We start from the raw sequence: 20,574 nt of genomic DNA on the forward strand, positions 1-20,574 counted from the left end.
GGGCATCGTGACGCTTCCGGAAGGCACGGAAATGGTTATGCCAGGCGACAACGTCACGGTTGACGTCGAGCTGATCGTTCCGATCGCGATGGAAGAAAAGCTTCGCTTCGCGATCCGCGAAGGCGGCCGTACCGTCGGCGCTGGCATCGTCGCCTCCATCGTCGAGTAATTCCAGGATTATTCCTTTATAAGAAGGCCCCGCTGGAAACAGCGGGGCCTTTTTGCATTGGGAGATGGTGCATGAGCCTGATCATTCTGACCGGCGCCTCCGGTTCGGGAAAGACTGCTATCGCGGAGGCAATAGCCAGGGACCACGCGCGAAGGTTAGCCGTCTATCATTTCGACAGCATCGGCGTACCGTCGCTTGATGCTATGGTCAGGGATCATGGTTCGCCCGAGGCCTGGCAGCGCGACAAGACCATCGAATGGCTGGAACGGCTTGTGCCGCAAGCGCAGAAGGGCAGGGGCGTTCTTTTCGAGGGGCAGATGCGCCCATCCTTCGTTATCGAAGCTGCAGCGGCTGCCAGGGCCGATGACTATCGCCTCATATTGATCGATTGCGATGATGCAACGAGGACACATCGCTTGTCCGCTGAGAGAGGCCAGCCGGAACTTGCCGATGCGAACATGATGAATTGGGCCGCTTATCTGCGCCGCGAGGCCCAAGCATCCGGTCTTGAGATTCTCGATACGAGCCATCTTTCGCTCAGGCAGAGTGTGGATAATGTGCTGAGGCACCTGCTCGATTAGTCGGAGGATATTGTCACCCGCCGGCGATATTTTTCGTTGATCCGAAATTCGGCCTTCGCGCGGCGCACGATATCGGCAACGAAATCGCTTTTGCCGCTGGTGTAGTGGTTCCAGTCGCCATTGGCCTCTTTGGCAGGCTAGCCATCTCTATTCGATTATCTTGGCGGAAGAGCCTCCGCTCACCAAGCCGTGTCTTGCGAAATGAGCGCAAGGGCCTATGTATCGCTCGATTTTATCTGGAGGAGATTTCATGAAGAAACGTATTTTGTTCACGGGCGGCAGCGGCAAGGCTGGACGTCACACGGTTCCTTGGCTGGTCAATGCCGGCTATGAGGTCCACAATGTCGATCTCGTGCCGCTGAATAGCCCTGGCGTCACCAACCTGCAGGCCGATGTCACCGATGCGGGACAGGTTTATAATGTCCTGACCATGCATCGTGATTTTCCCGATCTCGATGAAGGCAAGGGTGTGCAGCCTTTCGATGCCGTCGTGCATTTCGCCGCCATTCCGCGCATTCTGATCAAACCAGACAATGAGACCTTTCGCATCAACACGATGAGCACTTATAATGTCATCGAGGCGGCGGCAAAGCTCGGCGTGAAGAAGATCATTATCGCCTCCAGCGAGACGACCTATGGTGTCTGCTTCGCCGAAGGTCATCGCAACTTCCATCAGTTCCCGCTGGAGGAGGACTATGACGTCAATCCGATGGATTCCTATGGTCTGTCCAAGGTCGTGAACGAGAAGACCGCCCGCGCCTTTGCCGAGCGTTTCGGCATCGATATCTACGCGCTGCGCATCGGCAATGTCATCGAGCCGCATGAATATGAGCGGTTCCCCGAGTTTTTCGCCAACAGCGAAATCCGCAAGCGCATTGCCTGGAGCTATATCGACGCCCGCGATCTCGGTCAGATCGTTCATCTCTGCATCGAGAAGAACGGCCTCGGCTTCCAGGTGTTCAATGCCGCCAACGACACGGTTTCGGCCAATACGCCCTCGCGCGAACTTGCCGCCAAGCATTTTCCGAATGTGCCTTTCACCCGCGAGATCGGCGAATATGAGGGACTGCTATCCAATCGCAAGATCCGCGAGGTTCTGGGCTTCAAGGAAGAGCACGACTGGCGGAAATATGTGAAGGTTTGAGGGCGCGCAGCTCATGCGATCGGCCGGGCGCTTTGTGTTGGCGCCTGGCAAAGGCATCGATCCAGAGTAGGGTGCCTCTCCATTTGTTACGCAACAAAACCAAAAATGCTTCCCCAAACACTCGACAAATACAGCCGTTTATTTAAGTAGGGTTGCGTTCGCGAAGCATCTCCTAGAGATTGCAGCGCATGGTTCGGTATATCCGCGCGCCTGTTTCGAACCAGCGCCCTCCGGCTGATGGGCCTCAGGGGTGAGCAGCGTGCGATTTGCGTCGCGACGAAAGATAATAGCCGGCTGGCCTGCAGGCGCTTAGCCGTTTCGGAGGTATCATGAAGGATAATGTTGCACGTATTTTCGTCGGGTTCGATTCCAAGGAGGTCGTGGCCTATCACGTCCTGACCCAGAGCATCATCGAGCGCTCGTCTATTCCGGTGGTCTTCTCGCCGATCGTGCTCAACAATCTCGAGGGCATCTTCACCCGCGAGCGCAATCCGCTGCAGTCGACAGAATTTTCCTTCTCGCGCTTTCTCGTGCCTTACCTCAGCGATTACCAGGGCTGGAGCATCTTCATGGACTGCGACATGCTCGCCCGCGCCGATATCGCCGAGCTTTGGGCGCTGCGTGACGATCGTTATGCCGCCATGTGCGTCAAGCACGACTACCAGCCAAAGATCGAAACCAAGTTCCTCGGCCAGACGCAGACGAAGTATGAAAAGAAGAACTGGTCCAGCATGATCCTGTTCAACAACGCCAAGTGCACGGCCTTGACGAAGGATTTCGTCAATACGGCGACGGGCCTTCAGCTTCATCAGTTCAAGTGGCTGGAGAACGACGATCAGATCGGTGAGGTGCCGGTCGTCTGGAACTATCTCGTCAACGAATACGACTATCGCGAAGATGCGAAGCTCGTGCATTTCACCGATGGCGGCCCGTATTTTGACGAATACCGCAACGACGACTACGCTGAAGAATGGTTCGCCATGCGCGACCGCATGCTGCACGTCCAGCAGAAGTGAGCGATTTGGATCATAAGACGACCGGAAATATTGAGGTCGGCATACCGGCCGCGGGTTCCGCGGCTGGTTTGAGCAGCACCGACGAATGGCGGACCATATTGATGGGGTTTTCCCATATCGTCCTGGTCGCCAATAGCGATGCGGTCGATATCTCAAGCCTGCAGGCGCAGTTTCCCGAGACTGCGCTCTTCGTCTTCTTCAACAAGGTCTACAAGGTTCTGGATCGCCCGTTCCATGGGCATTCACTGCTGATCTCTCGTGGCCAGCCGCGTGGCGCCAACATCGTCTATCGCGGCGAAGTGGGCGAGGTGGTCAAGTTCTTTCCGAAGGAATATTTCCTCGGCATCATGAATATCCGCCTCGGTGCGGAAGAGAAGCTCAATCCCGCCGCCGATTTTCAGGGGGCGCCGACTGGCCATCTCGATCTCGTCGGCTTCTGCTCCGATTTCTATACGGAGAGCAAGACGCCGACGAGCGGCTTTGCCATGGCTCTGTGGCTCAGCGATCTGAAATTGCCCGGCAAGATCGTACTTGCCGGCTTCTCGGCCCGGCGCAGTCAGAAGTGGAGGGTGGTTTCCGCCCACGATTGGAGTTTCGAGCAGACCTTTCTGCGCTTGTTTACGCGGCTGGGAAAGATCACCATCCATGGTGGGATCGCACTGAACCCTTATATCAGCCTTGCCCAGCGCTTCACGGAAGTGCCTCCGGCCGAGATTGCCTTGGCTGCAGCCGAGGTTTTGTCTGAGCGGCTCGGAAATACCGACGCCGAAATAGACAAGCTGATCTCCCTGACCAATGTGATTCGCTCCGCTGACAATTTTATGCGTCGCCTCAGGCCGAAATTTCTCAAGCGCAAGCCGAAAGGTTCTCCCGGAGAGTAATGAGGGCGAGGGGGCATCCTTTCCGCAGGATTCGCGGCCGATTTGACCGTCTGGCAGATTCGTCCGCTCGGACATGTCTCATGTGAAGTTGCGGGCTCTATTGGGAAAAAGCAAAAAACGCTCTTGCCAATCGTTTCGTCCCGCCTTAAAGGGAGCGCCATGTCTTCGAACTGCTCGGGCGGTCCACCGCCTGGAGCGAATATTCGAAGGAAGAAGGGGTATAGCTCAGTTGGTAGAGCGGCGGTCTCCAAAACCGCAGGTCGTAGGTTCGAGCCCTGCTGCCCCTGCCATTTTCCTTGATTTGACTGGCGCGTCGTTTCGCAGCTTCTTGGGTTGAGGGTCATGCCGGTTTGTCGGCAAATTTTAGAAAACACCGTATTGCCTCTTGTTAAATCGGGAATCGGTGTTTATGTAGGGTTTAACAGACACGCGGTGCGTGGGGCTGATATGTTCAGCTTTACGCGCCGTAATTGCGTGGGCAGTCAATGGCATCCAAAACGAATCCACTAGCGTTTCTGCGGCAGGTGCGCTCCGAGACGTCGAAAATCACTTGGCCCTCGCGTCGCGAGACGATGATCTCGACGGTGATGGTGCTCGTCATGGTCGTTTTCGCCTCGCTGTTTTTCTTTGCTGCCGACCAGCTCATTGGCTGGATTCTCAGCTACGTGCTGAATACCGGCAACTGATATCGGGTGGAGATGAACATGGCGGCACGTTGGTACATCGTCCACGCTTATTCTAATTTCGAAAAGAAAGTGGCTGAATCCATCGAGGAGAAGGCCAGGCAGAAGGGTCTCGAGCATCTGTTCGAGAAGATCCTTGTGCCGACCGAAAAGGTTGTTGAGGTTCGTCGCGGCCGCAAGGTCGACAGCGAGCGCAAGTTCTTCCCGGGTTACGTGCTCGTGCGCGCCAACCTGACGGATGAAGCTTACCACCTGATCAAGAATACGCCGAAGGTCACTGGCTTCCTCGGCTCCGACAATAAGCCCGTTCCGATTCCGGATTATGAAGCCGAGCGCATTCTCGGTCAGGTCCAGGAAGGCGTCGAGCGGCCGAAGGCTTCTGTATCCTTCGAGATTGGCGAGCAGGTCCGCGTATCCGACGGTCCGTTCGCATCGTTCAACGGCACGGTTCAGGATGTGGACGAAGAGCGTTCGCGCCTGAAGGTGGAAGTGTCGATTTTCGGCCGCGCTACGCCGGTCGAGCTGGAATACAGCCAGGTCGAGAAGGTCTGATTGTGATTTCTACGAAAGGTTGGCCTGGCGGCTGGCCTTTTGTTCGAGTTTGGATATAAGCAAATGCTTGCTTATATCTCGCGGCCAAGCCGCAATCCGCGTGGAAGGGTAGGGTCTTAGCCGGGCCTGGCGATCCGCACCACGCAACCGCAGCCGCCGGAGCGATCCGGCATAGTAGGCCGGGCAACCGGTCATGTAGAAAGGCAGAGAGAAATGGCTAAGAAAGTTGCAGGCCAGCTCAAGCTGCAGGTCAAGGCCGGCTCGGCGAATCCGTCGCCGCCGATCGGTCCTGCGCTTGGTCAGCGTGGCATTAACATCATGGAATTCTGCAAGGCGTTCAATGCCGCCACGCAGGAAATGGAAAAGGGTATGCCGATCCCGGTCGTCATCACCTACTACCAGGACAAGTCCTTCACCTTCGTCATGAAGCAGCCGCCGGTCAGCTACTTCCTGAAGAAGGAAGCGAAGATCCAGTCCGGCTCGAAGACCCCGGGCAAGGGCGCCAAGGCTGGCACCCTGACCAAGGCACAGGTCAAGGCGATCGCCGAAGCCAAGATGAAGGATCTGAACGCCGCCGATATCGAAGGCGCAATGGCCATGATCGAGGGCTCTGCCCGCGCCATGGGCCTGGAAGTGGTAGGTTAAGACCATGGTAGCAAAGCGTATTCAGAAGATTCGTGAAGGCGTTGATCCGACCAAGCTCTATGCTCTGGATCTGGCCATCAACATGGTCAAGGAACGTGCCGTCGCCAAGTTCGACGAAACCGTCGAAATCTCGATGAACCTCGGTGTTGATCCGCGTCACGCCGACCAGATGGTTCGCGGCGTCGTCAACCTGCCGAACGGCACCGGCCGTACGGTTCGCGTTGCCGTCTTCGCTCGTGGCGCCAAGGCTGACGAAGCCAAGGCTGCCGGCGCTGACGTCGTCGGTGCGGAAGACCTGGTCGAAATCGTTCAGGGCGGCAAGATCGATTTCGATCGCTGCATCGCCACCCCGGACATGATGCCGCTCGTCGGCCGTCTCGGTAAGGTTCTCGGCCCGCGCGGCATGATGCCGAACCCGAAGGTTGGTACGGTTACGATGGACGTCAAGGGTGCTGTTGAAGCTTCCAAGGGCGGCGCTGTCGAGTTCCGCGTCGAGAAGGCTGGTATCGTCCATGCCGGTATCGGCAAGGCTTCCTTCGACGCCAAGGCTCTGGAAGAAAACATCCGCGCTTTCGCCGACGCCGTCATCAAGGCGAAGCCGGCTGGCGCCAAGGGCAACTACGTCAAGCGCGTAGCGATCTCCTCGACCATGGGTCCGGGCGTCAAGATCGAGCCGTCGACGGTTACGGCGCCGAGCGCCTGATTGGTTCTGTCGGGCTAGACGCCCGGCATTTAAGAATTCCCGGCCTTTCGGGGCCGGGATTTCCGGAGAAATCCGGAATTCCTGTCCGAGATTGCAGGTGGTTATCCCTTAATCACTCAAGCCTGCATGAGACGGGTAAGACCCGAATTTTGAAGAAGCTTCGCTTCGATGAACTCGGTTCGAGCCTTGGATGCCTTGTGCCTTGGAGCCGTCAGGCTCGAGCGCGAGGGGACAGGATCCTCAAGCGTCGCTTGGGATCTCATTGATCCCAGGAGGCAAAAGGCAACCCGGCAGGCCCGCTAACCCGGTCCTGTCAACTGGAGAAAAGCAGTGGAAAGAGCGGAAAAACGCGAATTCGTCACGGAACTGAACGAAGTCTTCAAGGCTTCGGGCTCGGTTGTCGTGGCCCACTATGCTGGTGCTACAGTCGCTCAGATGAACGATTTTCGTTCCAAGATGCGCGCTGCTGGCGGCACCGTCAAAGTCGCGAAGAACCGCCTGGCCAAAATTGCTCTTCAGGGCACGGATGCGGAAGGGATTTCCAATCTCTTCACCGGTCAGACGCTGATCGCATACAGCAATGACCCGATTACCGCTCCGAAGGTCGTCGTGGATTTCGCCAAGACCAACGATAAGATCGTTGTTCTGGGCGGCGCCATGGGAACAACAACGCTCAACGCCGAAGGTGTCAAGTCGCTCGCGACCCTGCCTTCGCTGGACGAGCTGCGCGCGAAGCTGCTGGGCATGATCCAGACTCCGGCTACCCGCATCGCAGGTGTTGTTGCAGCGCCGGCAAGCCAGCTTGCTCGCGTGTTCTCGGCCTACGCCAAGAAGGACGAAGCCGCGTAAGGCGGTTTTTCGCTGTTCATAACCAACCAGTTCGAACCGAACAAAAGGAACTACTAAAATGGCTGATCTCGCAAAGATCGTTGAAGACCTCTCCTCGCTGACCGTTCTCGAAGCCGCAGAACTGTCGAAGCTTCTCGAAGAAAAGTGGGGCGTTTCCGCCGCTGCTCCGGTAGCTGTTGCTGCCGTTGCTGGTGGTGCTGGCGGCGCTGCTGCAGCTGCTGAAGAAGAAAAGACCGAGTTCGACGTCATCCTCGCTGATGCCGGCGCGAACAAGATCAACGTCATCAAGGAAGTCCGCGGCATCACCGGCCTCGGCCTCAAGGAAGCCAAGGACCTCGTTGAAGCCGCTCCGAAGGCTGTCAAGGAAGGCGTTTCCAAGGCTGAAGCCGCTGACATCAAGAAGAAGCTCGAAGACGCCGGCGCTAAGGTCGACGTTAAGTAAGCTTGAAACTGCTTTGGGAGGTGGCTTTTTGCTACCTCCCATTTGCCGTTTTTCTGAACGAATTACCCAAAAGCCGCGGGCAAAACGGCTTTTGGGTAATGGGTTCTTCAAGAGGATGGTCTCAAACCGAACCGCGACGCAATCCGGCTGAGCGGTTTTCGGTTAGATAGACGAGATTGAACTACTCATTGATTGATGGGGTCGCCTGGCCAGCGGTTCCCATCCGTTGCAGGCCCGGGTGCAGGATTTTAAAGGAGCGACGATGGCTCAGACCCTTTCGTTCAACGGTCGCAGGCGCGTACGCAAGTTTTTTGGTAAGATTCCCGAAGTCGCAGAGATGCCGAACCTCATCGAGGTTCAAAAGGCATCCTACGATCAGTTTCTCATGGTCGAAGAACCGAAGGGCGGCCGCCCGGACGAAGGTCTTCAGGCTGTCTTCAAGTCGGTTTTCCCGATCACCGATTTCTCCGGCGCTTCCATGCTGGAGTTCGTTTCCTATGAGTTCGAACCGCCGAAGTTCGACGTCGATGAGTGCCGCCAGCGCGACCTGACCTACGCCGCGCCGCTGAAGGTGACCCTCCGTCTGATCGTGTTCGATATCGACGAGGATACGGGCGCGAAGTCCATCAAGGACATCAAGGAACAGAGCGTCTACATGGGCGACATGCCGCTCATGACGAACAACGGTACGTTCATCGTGAACGGCACCGAGCGCGTGATCGTGTCGCAGATGCACCGTTCGCCGGGCGTCTTCTTCGATCACGACAAGGGCAAGAGCCATTCTTCCGGCAAGCTGCTCTTCGCCGCTCGCGTCATCCCGTATCGCGGCTCCTGGCTCGATATCGAATTCGACGCCAAGGACATCGTCTACGCCCGTATCGACCGCCGCCGCAAGATTCCGGTGACGTCGCTGCTGATGGCGCTCGGCATGGATGGCGAAGACATCCTGTCGACCTTCTACACGAAGTCGCTCTATCAGCGCGACGGCGATGGCTGGCGCATTCCCTTCAAGCCGGAAACTCTGAAGGGCGCCAAGACCGTTGCCGACATGATCGACGCCGACACCGGCGAAGTCGTTGTCGAAGGCGGCAAGAAGCTCACGCCGCGCCTGCTGCGTCAGCTGCAGGACAAGGGCCTGAAGGCCCTGAAGGCGACCGACGAAGAGCTATATGGCCTCTTCCTGGCGGAAGACATCGTCAACTTCCAGACCGGTGAGATCTATCTCGAAGCCGGCGACGAAATCGACGAGAAGACACTGCCTGTTATCCTGAACGCCGGCTTCGACGAGATCCCGGTTCTCGGCATCGACCACATCAATGTCGGCGCCTACATCCGCAACACGCTCGCAGCAGACAAGAACGAGAACCGCCAGGACGCTCTGTTCGACATCTATCGCGTCATGCGTCCGGGTGAGCCGCCGACCATGGAATCGGCCGAAGCCATGTTCAACTCGCTGTTCTTCGATGCGGAGCGCTACGATCTCTCCGCCGTCGGCCGCGTCAAGATGAACATGCGCCTCGACCTCGACGTCGAAGACACCGTCCGCATCCTGCGCAAGGACGACATCCTGGCCGTGGTCAAGATGCTCGTCGAGCTGCGCGACGGCAAGGGCGAGATCGACGATATCGACAACCTCGGCAACCGCCGCGTCCGTTCGGTCGGCGAGCTGATGGAAAACCAGTACCGTCTGGGTCTGCTGCGCATGGAGCGTGCGATCAAGGAACGCATGTCCTCGATCGAAATCGACACGGTCATGCCGCAGGATCTGATCAACGCAAAGCCGGCTGCCGCCGCTGTCCGCGAATTCTTCGGCTCCTCGCAGCTGTCGCAGTTCATGGACCAGGTGAACCCGCTTTCGGAAATCACCCACAAGCGCCGTCTTTCGGCTCTTGGCCCGGGCGGTCTGACCCGCGAGCGTGCCGGCTTCGAAGTCCGCGACGTTCATCCGACGCACTACGGTCGTATTTGCCCGATCGAAACGCCGGAAGGTCCGAACATCGGCCTCATCAACTCGCTGGCGACCTTTGCCCGCGTCAACAAGTACGGCTTCATCGAAAGCCCTTATCGCCGCATCATCGACGGTAAGGTGACCAACGACGTGCTCTACCTCTCCGCTATGGAAGAGGCGAAGTACTACGTTGCTCAGGCCAACGCCGAGCTCGACGCCGACGGCTCCTTCATCGAGGAATTCGTCGTTTGCCGTCATGCCGGCGAAGTCATGCTTGCTCCGCGCGACAACATCAACCTGATGGACGTCTCGCCGAAGCAGCTGGTTTCGGTCGCCGCCGCTCTGATCCCGTTCCTGGAAAACGACGACGCCAACCGCGCTCTCATGGGCTCGAACATGCAGCGTCAGGCCGTGCCGCTTCTGCGTGCCGAAGCCCCGTTCGTCGGTACCGGCATGGAGCCGGTCGTCGCGCGTGACTCCGGTGCTGCTATCGGCGCCCGCCGCGGCGGCGTGGTCGACCAGGTCGACGCAACGCGTATCGTTATCCGTGCCACCGAAGACCTCGATCCGTCGAAGTCCGGCGTCGATATCTACCGCCTGATGAAGTTCCAGCGTTCGAACCAGAACACCTGCGTCAACCAGCGCCCGCTGGTGACAGTCGGTGACGTGGTCAACAAGGGCGACATCCTGGCAGACGGTCCGTCGACCGACCTCGGTGATCTGGCCCTCGGCCGCAACGTGCTCGTCGCGTTCATGCCGTGGAACGGTTACAACTACGAAGACTCGATCCTGCTCTCCGAGCGTATCGTTGCCGACGACGTGTTCACCTCCATTCACATCGAAGAGTTCGAAGTGATGGCGCGCGACACCAAGCTCGGTCCGGAAGAAATCACCCGTGATATTCCGAACGTTTCGGAAGAAGCGCTGAAGAACCTGGACGAAGCCGGCATCGTTTACATCGGCGCCGAAGTTCAGCCGGGCGATATCCTCGTCGGCAAGATCACGCCGAAGGGCGAAAGCCCGATGACGCCAGAAGAAAAGCTCCTGCGCGCCATCTTCGGCGAAAAGGCATCGGACGTTCGCGATACCTCCATGCGCATGCCGCCCGGCACCTACGGTACGGTCGTCGAAGTTCGCGTTTTCAACCGTCACGGCGTCGAAAAGGACGAACGTGCCATGGCGATCGAGCGCGAAGAGATCGAACGCCTTGCCAAGGACCGTGACGACGAACAGGCGATCCTCGATCGTAACGTTTACGGCCGTCTGGTCGAGATGCTGCGTGGTCAGGTTGCTCTTGCTGGTCCGAAGGGCTTCAAGAAGGGCACGGAACTATCGAACGCCGTCGTTTCCGAGTATCCGCGTTCGCAGTGGTGGATGTTCGCCGTCGAGGACGAAAAGGTCCAGAGCGAGCTCGAAGCCCTGCGTGGCCAGTACGACGAATCCAAGTCGCGCCTCGAACAGCGCTTCATGGACAAGGTCGAGAAGGTCCAGCGTGGCGACGAAATGCCTCCGGGCGTCATGAAGATGGTCAAGGTCTTCGTTGCCGTGAAGCGCAAGATCCAGCCGGGTGACAAGATGGCAGGCCGTCACGGGAACAAGGGCGTGGTCTCACGCATTGTTCCGGTCGAGGACATGCCGTTCCTGGAAGACGGTACGCATGTCGATATCGTGCTGAACCCGCTCGGCGTGCCCTCGCGCATGAACGTTGGTCAGATTCTCGAAACGCACCTGGGCTGGGCTTGCGCCGGCATGGGGCGTCAGATCGGCGAACTGATCGAAGCCTACAAGGCAAGCGGCAACATCGAGCCTCTGCGCAAGACGATCGACCTGGTCGTTGGCGATGGCCCGAAGAGCGACGACGTTCACGAGTACGACGATGCATCGGTTCTGCGTCTGGCCGACCAGTGGAAGCGTGGCGTGTCCATCGCGACCCCGGTCTTCGACGGTGCTGGCGAAGCTGACGTCAACAAGATGCTGGCAATGGCAGGTCTCAAGGAAACCGGCCAGTCGACGCTGTACGACGGACGTACCGGCGAGCAGTTCGACCGCCAGGTTACGGTTGGCTACATCTACATGCTGAAGCTGAACCACCTTGTCGACGACAAGATCCACGCCCGTTCGATCGGTCCGTACTCGCTCGTCACCCAGCAGCCGCTGGGCGGTAAGGCGCAGTTCGGCGGCCAGCGCTTCGGCGAAATGGAAGTCTGGGCGCTCGAAGCTTACGGTGCAGCTTATACGCTGCAGGAAATGCTCACGGTCAAGTCGGACGACGTGGCCGGCCGTACCAAGGTCTACGAAGCCATCGTTCGTGGCGACGACACCTTCGAGGCGGGCATTCCGGAAAGCTTCAACGTTCTCGTCAAGGAAATGCGCTCGCTGGGTCTCAGCGTCGAATTGGAAAATTCCAAGGTCGACGATCTGCAGACGGCAAGCCAGCTTCCGGACGCAGCCGAGTAATAGCCTGTCAGGGTGCGCGCTGTCGGTCAGCGCGCACCGCTTGGAATATTGCAGCGCCGTTGGCGTCCCTTTGGATGCATGGCGCCGCAAGGCGGTTTTAAAGCGTCAGTCCGGTTCCCGGGATTTGCCGGCACTGCACGCAATTCGAGGGCGTTTCGCCCCTAAAGGAGATAGGCATGAACCAAGAGGTCATGAATCTTTTCAATCCGCAGGTGCCTGCGCAGAATTTCGATTCCATCCGGATTTCGATTGCGTCGCCGGAGAAGATTCTTTCCTGGTCTTATGGCGAGATCAAGAAGCCGGAAACGATCAACTATCGTACGTTCAAGCCGGAACGCGATGGTCTTTTCTGCGCGCGAATCTTCGGACCGATCAAGGACTACGAATGCTTGTGCGGCAAGTACAAGCGCATGAAGTACAAGGGCATCATCTGCGAAAAGTGCGGCGTCGAAGTCACGCTGTCGCGCGTTCGCCGTGAGCGCATGGGCCATATCGAGCTCGCCGCTCCCGTTGCCCACATCTGGTTCCTGAAGTCGCTGCCTTCGCGCATTTCGACGCTGCTCGACATGACGCTGAAGGATGTAGAGCGCGTTCTCTACTTCGAAAACTACATCGTCACCGAGCCGGGTCTCACCGCGCTCAAGGAGCATCAGCTCCTGACGGAAGAAGAGTACATGCTCGCCGTCGACGAATATGGCGAGGACCAGTTCACCGCCATGATCGGCGCTGAAGCGATCTACGAGATGCTGGCCAGCATGAATCTCGAAAAGATCGCCGGCGACCTGCGCTCCGAGCTTGCCGACACGACGTCGGATCTCAAGCAGAAGAAGCTGATGAAGCGCCTGAAGATCGTTGAGAACTTCATGGAATCCGGCAATCGCCCGGAATGGATGATCATGAAGGTCGTCCCGGTCATCCCGCCGGACCTGCGTCCGCTGGTTCCGCTCGATGGCGGCCGTTTCGCGACCTCGGATCTGAACGATCTGTACCGTCGCGTCATCAACCGTAACAACCGTCTGAAGCGTCTCATCGAACTGCGCGCTCCGGGCATCATCATCCGCAACGAAAAGCGCATGCTGCAGGAATCTGTCGATGCGCTGTTCGATAACGGCCGTCGCGGCCGCGTCATCACCGGCGCCAATAAGCGTCCGCTGAAGTCGCTGTCCGACATGCTCAAGGGCAAGCAGGGCCGCTTCCGTCAGAACCTGCTCGGCAAGCGCGTCGACTATTCCGGCCGTTCGGTCATCGTGACCGGTCCGGAGCTCAAGCTGCATCAGTGCGGTCTGCCGAAGAAGATGGCGCTCGAGCTGTTCAAGCCGTTCATCTATGCCCGTCTCGATGCGAAGGGTTACTCCTCGACCGTCAAGCAGGCCAAGAAGCTGGTCGAAAAGGAAAAGCCGGAAGTCTGGGATATCCTCGACGAGGTCATCCGCGAGCATCCGGTTCTCTTGAACCGCGCACCGACGCTGCACCGCCTGGGCATCCAGGCCTTCGAACCCACGCTGGTCGAAGGCAAGGCCATCCAGCTGCATCCGCTCGTCTGCACGGCCTTCAACGCCGACTTCGATGGTGACCAGATGGCCGTTCACGTGCCGCTCTCGCTGGAAGCCCAGCTTGAAGCCCGCGTGCTGATGATGTCGACCAACAACATTCTGCACCCGGCAAACGGCGCGCCGATCATCGTTCCCTCGCAGGACATGGTTCTCGGCCTGTACTATCTGTCGATCCTGAACCAGAACGAGCCGGGCGAAGGCATGGCCTTCTCTGATCTCGGCGAGCTGCATCACGCACTTGAGAACAAGGTCGTGACGCTGCATTCGAAGATCCGCGGCCGCTTCAAGTCGGTCGGCGAAGATGGCAAGCCATATTCGAAGATCTATGAAACGACCCCCGGCCGTCTGCTGATCGGCGAACTTCTGCCGAAGCATGCAAAGGTCACCTTCGACATCTGCAACCAGGAAATGACCAAGAAGAACATCTCCAAGATGATCGACACGGTCTACCGTCATTGCGGCCAGAAGGACACGGTCATTTTCTGCGACCGCATCATGCAGCTCGGCTTTGCCCATGCCTGCCGCGCCGGCATTTCGTTCGGCAAGGACGACATGGTCATCCCGAACACCAAGGCCAAGATCGTCGGCGATACCGAAGCGCTCGTGAAGGAATACGAGCAGCAGTATAACGACGGTCTGATCACCCAGGGCGAAAAGTACAACAAGGTTGTCGACGCTTGGGGTAAGGCCACCGAAAAGGTCGCCGAAGAAATGATGGCCCGCATTAAGGCCGTCGAATTCGACGAAAAGACCGGTCGTCAGAAGCCGATGAACTCGATCTACATGATGAGCCACTCGGGTGCTCGTGGTTCTCCGAACCAGATGCGCCAGCTGGGCGGCATGCGCGGCCTCATGGCCAAGCCGTCGGGCGAAATCATCGAGACGCCGATCATTTCGAACTTCAAGGAAGGCCTCACCGTTAACGAGTACTTCAACTCGACGCACGGTGCCCGTAAGGGTCTGGCCGACACCGCCTTGAAGACCGCGAACTCGGGCTACCTGACCCGCCGTCTGGTCGACGTCGCGCAGGATTGCATCGTCACGCAGATCGATTGCGGTACCGAAAACGGCCTCACCATGACCGCCATCGTCGATGCCGGTCAGGTCGTTGCCTCGCTCGGCGCCCGCATCCTCGGCCGTACGGCCCTGGACGACATCGATCATCCGGTCACGGGTGAGCGCATCGTCGATGCCGGCAAGATGATCCTCGAGCCCGATGTCATCGAGATCGAGAAGGCTGGTATCCAGTCCATCCGCATCCGTTCGGCTCTGACCTGCGAAATCCAGACGGGCGTATGCTCGGTCTGCTACGGTCGCGACCTTGCTCGCGGTACGCCTGTCAACATCGGTGAAGCTGTCGGCGTCATCGCCGCACAGTCGATCGGTGAGCCGGGCACGCAGCTGACCATGCGTACCTTCCACCTGGGTGGCACGGCGACCGTGGTCGACCAGTCGTTCCTGGAAGCCTCTTACGAGGGCACGGTTCAGATCAAGAACCGGAATATGCTGCGCAACTCCGAAGGCAACCTCGTTGCCATGGGCCGCAACATGACGGTGCAGATCCTGGACGAACGTGGCGTTGAACGCTCCTCGCAGCGCGTTGCCTACGGCTCGAAGCTTTATGTCGACGATGGCGACAAGGTAAAGCGCGGTCAGCGTCTCGCAGAGTGGGACCCCTATACCCGTCCGATGATGACGGAAGTGGCCGGTACGGTTCACTTCGAAGATGTCGTCGACGGTCTCTCGGTCCTCGAAGCGACGGACGAATCCACCGGCATCACCAAGCGTCAGGTTATCGACTGGCGCTCGACGCCGCGCGGCTCGGATCTGAAGCCGGCGATCGTCATCAAGGACGCCAGCGGCAATGTCGCCAAGCTCTCGCGCGGTGGTGAAGCACGCTTCCTGCTTTCGGTCGACGCGATTCTGTCGGTCGAGCCGGGGCAGAAGGTGTCTCAGGGTGACGTTCTCGCCCGTTCGCCGCTGGAAAGCGCCAAGACCAAGGACATCACCGGTGGTCTGCCGCGTGTTGCCGAACTGTTCGAAGCTCGTCGTCCGAAGGACCACGCCATCATCGCAGAGATCGATGGTACGATCCGCCTCGGCCGCGATTACAAGAACAAGCGTCGCGTCATCATCGAGCCGGCGGAAGACGGTGTCGAGCCGGTCGAATACCTGATCCCGAAGGGCAAGCCCTTCCACCTTCAGGAAGGCGACTATATCGAAAAGGGTGATTACATCCTCGACGGTAACCCGGCTCCGCACGACATTCTGGCGATCAAGGGCGTGGAGGCTCTGGCTTCTTACCTGGTCAACGAAATCCAGGAAGTCTACCGCTTGCAGGGCGTTGTCATCAACGACAAGCACATCGAAGTGATTGTCCGTCAGATGCTGCAGAAGGTGGAAATCACCGATGCGGGCGACAGCCAGTACATCGTCGGCGACAACGTCGACCGTATCGAGCTGGAAGACGCCAACGACCGCCTGATCGAAGAAGGCAAGAAGCCTGCTTATGGCGATCCGGTTCTGCTCGGCATCACCAAGGCATCGCTGCAGACGCCGTCCTTCATCTCGGCTGCATCCTTCCAGGAAACGACGAAGGTGCTGACCGAAGCTGCAATCGCCGGCAAGACCGACGGTCTGCAGGGCCTGAAGGAAAACGTCATCGTCGGCCGCCTGATCCCGGCCGGTACCGGCGGTACCATGACGCAGATCCGCCGCATCGCTACGGCTCGCGACGAGCTCATCCTCGAAGAGCGTCGCAAGGGCACTGGCGCCGGCGTTGCAACGCCGATGCTGCAGGATCTCGCCAGCGAGAACAGCCCGGCCGAATAAGCCGCGAGCGAATGTGAAAAATCAAAACCGCCCGGAGCGATCCGGGCGGTTTCTTTTTGTGCATAATGAAATCGGCGAGGTGAGGGGGCGCCGTCTTCCTCAGACGGTTGTCCGATCAGCGGAAGCGGATGATTGCGACTTCGCCTTCGAGTGCGCCTTGATAGGCGGAGGCATGCGGCTCCTCGTCCGGAATATCCGTCAGGAGTCCGATCTGGTCGAGGTCGGCCTCGATGAAGCCCTCTTCGGCAAGAGCGTTCAGTGCCTCGCGCACGGCGGTATCATCGTCGGGCGCTTTCAGCATGACGTGCAGGTCGATGCCTTCGCCGCCATCGGTCTCATAACCCTTGCCGATGATGATGAAGACCATGGGGCCGTCGGAATTGTTGTCATTGTCTGGCGCAGTAATCATGGATCTTCCTTCGGGAGTATCGAATCGACCCGGCGATTCCTTTTCGCCGCGCGGGTCCGTCAGATGGAAATGTTCTTCCGTGATTCCTTATAGGGATTTTGCCGAAATACCAAAGTCCATCTTGCCGAAGGGGCGGCATTTCCCTATCCAATGCGCCAAATGGCTGGTTTGGCCGGGGTTTCCGGGCTTTATGACAAAGATAATTTCTTAACCGGCCTTGACGAACCGGTGGGAAACCAGTAGTACCGCCGCCATCGGAACCCATGTGAGGCATGGCTATTCGGGGCGACGCGCCCTGGAGTTCACCTCAAACAAGGTTCTAAACGCACGTTGAAGACACGAATGCTGCTCGCACGACGCCACCTTCGGTGTCCTCTGCTTTTCTGTGGTCCATCTGCGAGAGCGGATCGGGCCACGTTTTGCGCATTGAGACGAACGTGTGTCGTGCCGGTGACGGCGAAAGTCATGCCCGCAAGGGTGTCGAGATAGATTTACAAGGGATGGTTGAATGCCTACCGTAAACCAGCTGATCCGCAAGCCTCGCCAGGCGCAGGTAAAGCGTAACAAGGTTCCCGCTCTTCAGGAGAACCCGCAGAAGCGCGGCGTTTGCACCCGCGTCTACACCACGACGCCGAAGAAGCCGAACTCGGCTCTGCGTAAGGTCGCAAAGATCCGCCTGACCAACGGCTTCGAAGTCATTGGTTACATCCCCGGTGAAGGTCACAACCTTCAGGAACACTCTGTCGTCATGATCCGTGGCGGCCGCGTTAAGGACCTTCCGGGTGTTCGCTACCACATCATCCGCGGCGTTCTCGATACCCAGGGTGTCAAGAACCGCAAGCAGCGCCGTTCGAAGTACGGTGCAAAGCGTCCGAAGTAATTCGGATTTTTAGATAATCCGGCGCTGCGCGAGGTTCTCCGCGTGGTTAAGCGTCGCAACAGTTGAGAGACGAGAAGTTACATGTCCCGACGTCATAGAGCAGAAAAGCGCGAGATCAATCCGGACCCGAAGTTCGGCGATCTGGTTGTTACCAAGTTCATGAATGCCATCATGCTGGACGGCAAGAAGTCCGTAGCGGAAAACATCGTATATGGCGCGTTTGACGCCGTGCAGGGCAAGGCAAAGCAGGAACCGCTCGGCGTGTTCCATCAGGCTTTGGATAACATCGCTCCGCACGTTGAAGTCCGCTCGCGCCGCGTTGGTGGTGCTACGTACCAGGTTCCGGTGGATGTGCGTCCTGAGCGTCGCCAGGCTCTGGCCATCCGCTGGCTGATCACCGCTGCTCGCAAGCGTAACGAGACGACGATGATCGACCGTCTGTGCGGCGAACTTCTCGATGCCTCCAACAACCGCGGCGCTGCCGTCAAGAAGCGCGAAGACACGCACAAGATGGCTGATGCCAACCGTGCGTTCTCGCATTATCGCTGGTAATCCCGAACGGTTTCGGAAAGGCAGTCCACAATGGCTCGCGCATATAAAATCGAAGACTACCGCAATTTCGGTATCATGGCGCATATCGACGCCGGCAAGACCACGACGACCGAGCGTATTCTTTACTACACCGGTAAGTCGCACAAGATCGGCGAAGTTCACGATGGCGCTGCCACGATGGACTGGATGGAGCAGGAGCAGGAGCGTGGCATCACGATCACCTCTGCTGCTACCACGACCTTCTGGAAGGGCCGTGACGGCAAGACCCGCCGCTTCAACATCATCGACACTCCCGGCCACGTTGACTTCACCATCGAAGTCGAGCGTTCGCTGCGCGTTCTCGACGGTGCCATCGCGCTGCTCGACGCCAACGCCGGCGTTGAGCCGCAGACGGAAACCGTCTGGCGTCAGGCTGAGAAGTATCATGTTCCGCGCATGATCTTCTGCAACAAGATGGACAAGACCGGCGCCGACTTCTATCGCTCGGTTGAGATGATCAAGACCCGCCTCGGCGCGACCGCAGTTGTCATGCAGCTGCCGATCGGCGCTGAAAGCGACTTCAAGGGCGTTATCGACCTGGTCGAGATGAACGCTCTGATCTGGCGCGACGAGTCGCTCGGCGCCCAGTGGGACGTCGTCGAAATCCCGGAAGACATGAAGGCCAAGGCTGAAGAATATCGCGAAAAGCTGATCGAGACCGTTGTCGAGATCGACGAAGCCGCGATGGAAGCCTACCTCGAAGGCAACCTGCCTGACAACGACAAGATCCGCGAACTCGTTCGTCGCGGCACGATCGACGTCAAGTTCCATCCGATGTTCTGCGGCACCGCATTCAAGAACAAGGGTGTTCAGCCGCTCCTCGACGCCGTTGTCGATTACCTGCCGTCGCCGCTCGACATTCCGGCGATCAAGGGCATCGATGCCAAGACGGAAGCCGAGATCGAGCGTCACGCTGACGACAACGAGCCGCTTTCGATGCTCGCGTTCAAGATCATGAACGACCCGTTCGTCGGTTCGCTCACTTTTGCCCGTATCTATTCCGGCAAGCTGGAGAAGGGCGTTTCGGTCATGAACACGGTCAAGGACAAGCGCGAGCGCGTCGGCCGCATGCTGCAGATGCACTCCAACTCCCGTGAAGACATCGAAGAAGCCTATGCTGGCGACATCGTTGCTCTCGCCGGCCTCAAGGAAACCACGACGGGTGACACGCTCTGCGACCCGCTGAAGCCGGTTATCCTCGAGCGCATGGAATTCCCGGAACCGGTCATCCAGATCGCGATCGAGCCGAAGTCCAAGGGTGACCAGGAAAAGATGGGCCTTGCGCTCAATCGCCTGGCTGCAGAAGACCCGTCCTTCCGCGTCAAGACCGACCAGGAATCCGGTCAGACGATCATCGCCGGCATGGGCGAACTGCACCTCGACATCATCGTCGACCGCATGCGTCGTGAGTTCAAGGTTGAAGCAAACGTAGGCGCGCCGCAGGTTGCCTACCGCGAAACCATCACGCGCCTGACGGAAAAGGACTACACGCACAAGAAGCAGACCGGCGGTACCGGTCAGTTCGCACGCGTCAAGCTCGTATTCGAGCCGAACCCGGAAGGCGAAGACTTCAAGTTCGAATCCAAGATCGTTGGCGGTGCTGTTCCGAAGGAATACATCCCGGGCGTTCAGAAGGGTATCGAAAGCGTTCTGTCTTCGGGCCCGTTGGCAGGCTTCCCGATGCTCGGCGTTAAGGCGACGCTCATCGACGGTGCCTTCCACGATGTCGACTCGTCGGTTCTGGCCTTCGAAATTGCCGCTCGCGCTTGCTTCCGTGAAGCAGCTCGCGAAGCCGGTGCTCAGCTCCTCGAGCCGATGATGAAGGTCGAAGTCGTAACGCCGGAAGACTACGTCGGTGACGTTATCGGCGACCTGAACTCTCGCCGTGGTCAGATCCAGGGCCAGGAGAGCCGCGGTATCGCCGTCGTCATCAGCGCGAACGTTCCGCTGGCGAACATGTTCAAGTACGTCGATAACCTGCGCTCGATGTCTCAGGGTCGTGCACAGTACACGATGACCTTCGATCATTATGCGCCGGTTCCGTCGAACGTCGCACAGGAAATCCAGGCAAAGTATTCCGGTCAGAAGTGACCGGAATACCAATTGACCGATAACAAGAATTGATCCCTCAGGGGACAGGAAAACGGAGAGCCGAAAATGGCAAAGAGTAAGTTTGAGCGCAATAAGCCGCACGTTAACATCGGGACGATCGGTCACGTTGACCACGGCAAGACGTCGT

The 20,574-nt window shown here is 58.4% G+C and carries 17 protein-coding genes, 1 tRNA gene and 1 pseudogene; 18 read left to right on the forward strand and 1 reads right to left on the reverse strand.

Annotation, left to right across the window (positions count from 1 at the left end; translation table 11 throughout):
* The 14 genes from AC13QY_RS31805 to rpoC form a co-directional block, all read left to right on the forward strand.
* Window positions 1-169 (forward strand): EF-Tu C-terminal domain-related protein (locus AC13QY_RS31805; protein WP_488493962.1); only part of this gene is annotated, 169 nt, incomplete at its 5' end.
* A gap of 71 nt (window positions 170-240) precedes the next feature.
* Complete coding sequence (locus AC13QY_RS31810) at window positions 241-750, forward strand: AAA family ATPase (protein ID WP_113333945.1); 510 nt, start codon at window positions 241-243, stop codon at window positions 748-750.
* Window positions 751-1,000: 250 nt separating this feature from the next.
* Complete coding sequence (locus AC13QY_RS31815; RefSeq protein ID WP_488494567.1) at window positions 1,001-1,894, forward strand: NAD-dependent epimerase/dehydratase family protein; 894 nt, start codon at window positions 1,001-1,003, stop codon at window positions 1,892-1,894.
* 329 nt (window positions 1,895-2,223) lie between these two features.
* Window positions 2,224-2,910: a glycosyltransferase family protein gene (locus AC13QY_RS31820; protein WP_069614840.1), complete on the forward strand. Its 687-nt coding sequence runs from the start codon at window positions 2,224-2,226 to the stop codon at window positions 2,908-2,910.
* Between the two features lie 5 nt (window positions 2,911-2,915).
* Window positions 2,916-3,791, forward strand: a complete 876-nt coding sequence (locus tag AC13QY_RS31825) for a 3-deoxy-manno-octulosonate cytidylyltransferase (protein ID WP_173004648.1) — start codon at window positions 2,916-2,918, stop codon at window positions 3,789-3,791.
* Window positions 3,792-4,005: 214 nt separating this feature from the next.
* A tRNA-Trp gene (locus AC13QY_RS31830) sits at window positions 4,006-4,081 on the forward strand.
* A gap of 195 nt (window positions 4,082-4,276) precedes the next feature.
* On the forward strand, window positions 4,277-4,477 hold the full coding sequence (gene secE, locus AC13QY_RS31835) for a preprotein translocase subunit SecE (protein ID WP_069614841.1): 201 nt from the start codon (window positions 4,277-4,279) through the stop codon (window positions 4,475-4,477).
* Window positions 4,478-4,495: 18 nt separating this feature from the next.
* On the forward strand, window positions 4,496-5,026 hold the full coding sequence (gene nusG, locus AC13QY_RS31840) for a transcription termination/antitermination protein NusG (RefSeq protein WP_004123460.1): 531 nt from the start codon (window positions 4,496-4,498) through the stop codon (window positions 5,024-5,026).
* Between the two features lie 213 nt (window positions 5,027-5,239).
* Window positions 5,240-5,671: a 50S ribosomal protein L11 gene (rplK, locus tag AC13QY_RS31845; protein ID WP_069614842.1), complete on the forward strand. Its 432-nt coding sequence runs from the start codon at window positions 5,240-5,242 to the stop codon at window positions 5,669-5,671.
* A gap of 4 nt (window positions 5,672-5,675) precedes the next feature.
* Entirely contained in the window at window positions 5,676-6,374 is a 699-nt protein-coding gene (gene rplA, locus AC13QY_RS31850; RefSeq protein WP_069614843.1) for a 50S ribosomal protein L1, read from the forward strand.
* A 330-nt stretch (window positions 6,375-6,704) separates the two neighbouring features.
* Window positions 6,705-7,223 carry a 50S ribosomal protein L10 gene (rplJ, locus tag AC13QY_RS31855; protein WP_047637052.1) on the forward strand — a complete coding sequence of 173 codons (519 nt, stop codon included), beginning with the start codon at window positions 6,705-6,707 and terminating at the stop codon, window positions 7,221-7,223.
* A gap of 58 nt (window positions 7,224-7,281) precedes the next feature.
* Entirely contained in the window at window positions 7,282-7,665 is a 384-nt protein-coding gene (gene rplL / locus AC13QY_RS31860) for a 50S ribosomal protein L7/L12 (protein WP_069614844.1), read from the forward strand.
* A 262-nt stretch (window positions 7,666-7,927) separates the two neighbouring features.
* Complete coding sequence (gene rpoB / locus AC13QY_RS31865; protein WP_112435150.1) at window positions 7,928-12,070, forward strand: DNA-directed RNA polymerase subunit beta; 4,143 nt, start codon at window positions 7,928-7,930, stop codon at window positions 12,068-12,070.
* 176 nt (window positions 12,071-12,246) lie between these two features.
* Window positions 12,247-16,455 (forward strand): DNA-directed RNA polymerase subunit beta', encoded by a 4,209-nt coding sequence (gene rpoC, locus AC13QY_RS31870; protein ID WP_113353738.1) that lies wholly within the window; start codon window positions 12,247-12,249, stop codon window positions 16,453-16,455.
* A gap of 115 nt (window positions 16,456-16,570) precedes the next feature.
* Here the strand turns inward: rpoC and AC13QY_RS31875 are convergent, their stop codons facing one another.
* Window positions 16,571-16,864 (reverse strand): hypothetical protein, encoded by a 294-nt coding sequence (locus AC13QY_RS31875; protein ID WP_004123433.1) that lies wholly within the window; start codon window positions 16,862-16,864, stop codon window positions 16,571-16,573.
* Between the two features lie 508 nt (window positions 16,865-17,372).
* On the opposite strand from AC13QY_RS31875, the gene rpsL reads away from it, so the two are divergent.
* The 4 genes and pseudogenes from rpsL to AC13QY_RS31895 form a co-directional block, all read left to right on the forward strand.
* Entirely contained in the window at window positions 17,373-17,744 is a 372-nt protein-coding gene (gene rpsL, locus AC13QY_RS31880; protein WP_003507760.1) for a 30S ribosomal protein S12, read from the forward strand.
* A gap of 81 nt (window positions 17,745-17,825) precedes the next feature.
* The gene (gene rpsG, locus AC13QY_RS31885) at window positions 17,826-18,296 is read left to right on the forward strand and encodes a 30S ribosomal protein S7 (RefSeq protein ID WP_069614847.1); all 471 of its coding nucleotides are present in this window, start codon (window positions 17,826-17,828) and stop codon (window positions 18,294-18,296) included.
* Between the two features lie 30 nt (window positions 18,297-18,326).
* Window positions 18,327-20,426, forward strand: a complete 2,100-nt coding sequence (gene fusA, locus AC13QY_RS31890; protein ID WP_106997622.1) for an elongation factor G — start codon at window positions 18,327-18,329, stop codon at window positions 20,424-20,426.
* Between the two features lie 66 nt (window positions 20,427-20,492).
* Window positions 20,493-20,574 (forward strand): annotated as a pseudogene (locus AC13QY_RS31895) (GTP-binding protein); the annotation flags it as partial.

It is taken from the genome of Martinezella sp. CNPSo 3795 (assembly GCF_057784475.1).